The following is a 4,071-nucleotide window of genomic DNA, read 5'->3' as shown; positions in this document are numbered from 1 at the left end:
CACAAAAATTTCAATTCATTCGTGACAAAAAAGACAAGGTAATTTCTATTGACGTTTTTAATTTCCCTATTCAGTACGGCCCATACGAAGCAAATATTAAGACAGACAAACCACTTCCGACAAATTAAGCACGAACCGCTAACAGCACCTAAAAAAAATGCGGGCGGAAGTATAATCTGAAGTTTTTAAACGCCATACATTTGATTATATAACTTCACACATTGCATGGCTTCCTTAACATCATGCACTCGAAGAATATTTGCGCCTTTTGTTAATGCAATTGTGTTTAAAACCGAAGTTCCGTTTAAAGCATTTTCGGCATCAGTTTCTAATGTTTTATAAATCATCGATTTACGAGACAAACCAACTAAAATCGGCAATTCAAGCATTTGAAATAAATCTAATTTATTCAATAATTCAAAATTTTGTTCGACAGTTTTAGCAAAACCAAAACCTGGATCAATTATCAAATCATTAATACCAAAACTTCTCGCTTTAGCCACTTTTTCCGAAAAATAAAACAAAATATCTTTGACTAAATCGTCATAATTTGTCATTTGTTGCATAGTTTGTGGTGTACCACGCATGTGCATTATAATATATGGAACTTGCAATTTGGCAACCGTTTCGAACATTTTGTCATCAAGGCTTCCTGCCGAAATATCATTGATTATTGCTGCACCATTTTCGATAGCTATTTGAGCTACTTTACTGTTAAAAGTATCAATAGAAAGTATTGCTTCTGGGAAATTTTTAAGAATTAAATCTACAACTGGAACAATTCTTTTTAGCTCTTCATCAACAGAAATAATAGTTGCATTTGGTTTGCTTGATTGTCCACCAATATCAATAAAAGCAGCGCCATCGGTTAACATTTTTTCAACTTGAAGCAAAATATTTTTATCTAAAATAAAGCTTCCACCATCATAAAAAGAATCTGGAGTAACGTTCAAAATTCCCATTACTTTTGGCATCGATAAATCGATAAGTTGTCCTTTGCAGTTAATTGTCATTTTGAATATTGAAATTGTTGTTGCTATTGATATTAAAATTGCCCAAAAAGTTCTATTTTTGAACAAATTTGATACAAATATAAATTAATAATGAGTAAAACCGCGCAACAATACGACGCAATCATCACAATTTGTCGAGATTTATACACCAAAAAAATGAAAGATTACGGTTCTGCATGGCGCATTTTACGTTTGCCATCACTTACCGATCAAATATTTATAAAAGCACAACGCATTCGCAGTTTACAAGAAAATGAAATAAGAAAAGTAGATGAAGATGAAAGCTCAGAATTTATTGGGATTATCAATTATTCTATAATGGCATTGATACAATTAGATAAAGGAATTGCTGTTCAACCCGATTTAGACGTAAGTGAAGCTGTAAAATTATATGACGAAAAAATTTCGATTACTAAAGATTTAATGGAAAATAAAAATCATGATTACGGAGAAGCTTGGCGTGATATGCGAGTAAGTTCCTTGACCGATTTGATTTTACAAAAAATTCTTAGAGTAAAGCAAATTGAAGATAATAAAGGGAAAACATTGGTTTCAGAAGGTATAGATGCAAATTATCAAGACATGATAAACTACGCAGTTTTCGCATTGATTTTAATGGATTTCAAAAAATAAAATGTTAGTTCGAGAAGCAAAAATTGAAGATATAAGACAAATTCAAGTCGTAAGAAATTCTGTTAAAGAGAATATTTTATCTAATCCAGATTTAGTAACAGACATAGATTGCGAAGAATTTTTATTTGAAAGAGGAAAAGGTTGGGTTTGCGAAATAGACGATCAAATTGTTGGATTTGCAATAGTAGATTTAAAAGAAAACAATATTTGGGCATTATTTTTGGACCCTAATTTTGAGAAACAAGGCATTGGAAGAAAATTACATGACACCATGCTTAATTGGTATTTCAGTCAGACGAAAAAAAATGTATGGCTTGGTACGGCTTTCAATACTAGAGCCGAAAGTTTTTACAGAAAATCTGGCTGGAAAGAAATTGGACTTCATGGGACTAAAGAAATTAAATTTGAAATGACTTTTGAAAGTTGGTCTAGTAAATAACAATTCATTAACAAAACATAAAGCAAGGACACATTATATTTGTATAAAACACTAAAAATGGGAAACACCAAATCTTTTTTATCTTGGGGAATTAGAATTATAATTTCTTTTTTATTTATCATTTCGGCCGTTGCTAAAATGTATCCGTCACCTTATTTTGCTATTTCAACATTCGAAGTGAAACAATTATATCCGCTAGGTTTTTCGGAAATAATTGCACCTTGGTTTTCAAGAATATTAATTGGAATCGAATTAGCATTAGGGATTCTAATCCTTCAAAATAATTTTTTAAAAAAAATAATTATTCCCATAACCATTTTATTATTAGCCGTTTTTATCGGTCATTTGTCTTATGTGACTTTTGCTAGTGGTGGAAACTCGGGAAATTGCGGTTGTTTTGGTGAGTTAATCCCAATGACGCCTATAGAGGCAATTGTAAAAAACATAATAGCCGTTGGATTGCTTTTGGGACTATATAAATTACTAGATAGAGATAAATTATATTCAAAATTTTGGATAGTTGCTCTTATAACATTGGCTACAATAGTGTCAATATTTTTATTAGCACCAATAAAAAAGGTAACTAGCGATTATATTGTAACTCCCGAAACTAACACTGTAATTGATAGTGCTACAGTTGAAAATAGTATTCCAGTTATAAGCGATTCTGTTGTTACTTCTGTAAAAGTTGATTCTATTAAAAAAGAAATTTCAATAAAAAAAGAAGAAGTTATTTCTACTACAGAACCAGCAAAAGTAAAATCAGGTTATGCTAAATTATTTCCAAAAATAGATTCAGGAAGAAAAACATTATGCTTTTTTGTTCCTGGTTGCGATCATTGTCGTACAGCAGCAAAAGAACTAACAGAATTAAAACAAAAAAACGCAAATTTCCCTGAAATTTTAGTTATATTTATGAATGAAGAAGCAGATTTAATTCCTGCCTTTTTTAAAGAAGCCGGTGCAGAATATCCTTATAAAATAATAGAAATTATTCCATTTTGGAATATTCTTGGAACTGGAAAAGATACACCAGGTGTAAAATATTTATGGAACGGAAATACTTATAAATATTACAATGGTATTGCTGACAACAAGTTTAATCCAGTTGATTACCAAGAACTAATTAACAAACCATTTTCAGAATTAAAAAAATAAAATATTTTAATCATTAATAAAAACAGAAAAAATGAAAAAATTAATCGCTTTATTATCAGTCATACTATTGAATATTTCTTGTTCAAATGCTCAAACAGATTTAAGCTCAGAAGCTTTATCAAATAAATTACTTGCGTTCGATGGTAGTGAAACAAATTTAGCAGACATTCTAAAAAAACACAATGGTAAAACTGTAGTTATAGAAATTTGGGCTTCATGGTGTAGTGATTGTGTAAAAAATGTTCCAAATATTAAGGAGTTACAAGCAACACATACTAATGCCGATTTTGTCTTTCTTTCTTGCGACAAAACTACAGAAGCTTGGGCAAAAGGAATTGAAAAGCATGAGCTAAAAGGAGATCATTATTTAATTCCTGATGGTATGAAAGGCGCTTTTGCAAAAACAATCGATTTAAACTGGATTCCAAGGTATATCATTATTGATAAAACTGGAAAAGTAGCTTTATACAAAGCCATCGAAACGGATCATGAAAAAGTAAATACATTACTAAAAAGCCTAAACTAATGAGATCAAAAATTGTAGCAGGAAATTGGAAAATGAATAAAAATTCTGAAGAGACAGAAGATTTAATCAACGAATTAATAGATAAATTGCCAAGTGATAGTGATACAAAAATTATCATTGCGCCAACATTTATTAATTTGGCTTCAGCTGTTGATCATACCGAATTTACCAATATTCGTGTTGCAGCACAAAATATGCATCAAGCAGAAAATGGTGCTTATACTGGAGAGATATCAGCAGATATGTTAAAAAGTATTGGTGTAAATACTGTAATACTTGGGCATTCAGAACGCAGAGCAATT

Annotated in this window: 6 protein-coding genes; 5 read left to right on the top strand and 1 reads right to left on the bottom strand. The window is 30.6% G+C overall.

What is annotated here, in order from left to right; all coding sequences use genetic code 11:
- Positions 1-185: 185 nt before the first annotated feature.
- Entirely contained in the window at positions 186-1,013 is an 828-nt protein-coding gene (gene folP, locus ACHZC3_RS06130; protein WP_394758995.1) for a dihydropteroate synthase, read from the bottom strand.
- A 90-nt stretch (positions 1,014-1,103) separates the two neighbouring features.
- Between folP and ACHZC3_RS06125 the strand changes: the two genes are divergently transcribed.
- The 5 genes from ACHZC3_RS06125 to ACHZC3_RS06105 all read left to right on the top strand — a co-directional run.
- Complete coding sequence (locus tag ACHZC3_RS06125; protein WP_394758994.1) at positions 1,104-1,646, top strand: DUF1599 domain-containing protein; 543 nt, start codon at positions 1,104-1,106, stop codon at positions 1,644-1,646.
- A 1-nt stretch (position 1,647) separates the two neighbouring features.
- The gene (locus tag ACHZC3_RS06120) at positions 1,648-2,085 is read left to right on the top strand and encodes a GNAT family N-acetyltransferase (protein WP_394758993.1); all 438 of its coding nucleotides are present in this window, start codon (positions 1,648-1,650) and stop codon (positions 2,083-2,085) included.
- Positions 2,086-2,142: 57 nt separating this feature from the next.
- Positions 2,143-3,243, top strand: a complete 1,101-nt coding sequence (locus ACHZC3_RS06115) for a MauE/DoxX family redox-associated membrane protein (protein WP_394758992.1) — start codon at positions 2,143-2,145, stop codon at positions 3,241-3,243.
- Between the two features lie 31 nt (positions 3,244-3,274).
- Positions 3,275-3,769: a TlpA family protein disulfide reductase gene (locus ACHZC3_RS06110; RefSeq protein ID WP_394758991.1), complete on the top strand. Its 495-nt coding sequence runs from the start codon at positions 3,275-3,277 to the stop codon at positions 3,767-3,769.
- Positions 3,769-4,071, top strand: a 303-nt coding sequence (locus tag ACHZC3_RS06105) for a triose-phosphate isomerase (RefSeq protein ID WP_394758990.1), incomplete at its 3' end; no start/stop codon positions are given. The genes ACHZC3_RS06110 and ACHZC3_RS06105, both read left to right, overlap by 1 nt.

The organism is Flavobacterium sp. (genome assembly GCF_043720215.1).
Classification (GTDB): Bacteria; Bacteroidota; Bacteroidia; order Flavobacteriales; family Flavobacteriaceae; genus Flavobacterium.
Note: the sequence above shows the minus strand (reverse complement) of the source record. Positions and strands in the feature narration are given on the sequence as shown.

Excerpts from the sequence above, each read along its gene's own strand:
- folP (WP_394758995.1), bottom strand. The coding sequence starts at position 1,013 with ATGACAATTAACTGCAAAGGACAACTTATCGATTTATCGATGCCAAAA.
- ACHZC3_RS06115 (WP_394758992.1), top strand. The coding sequence starts at position 2,143 with ATGGGAAACACCAAATCTTTTTTATCTTGGGGAATTAGAATTATAATT.
- ACHZC3_RS06110 (WP_394758991.1), top strand. The coding sequence starts at position 3,275 with ATGAAAAAATTAATCGCTTTATTATCAGTCATACTATTGAATATTTCT.
- ACHZC3_RS06120 (WP_394758993.1), top strand. The coding sequence starts at position 1,648 with ATGTTAGTTCGAGAAGCAAAAATTGAAGATATAAGACAAATTCAAGTC.
- ACHZC3_RS06125 (WP_394758994.1), top strand. The coding sequence starts at position 1,104 with ATGAGTAAAACCGCGCAACAATACGACGCAATCATCACAATTTGTCGA.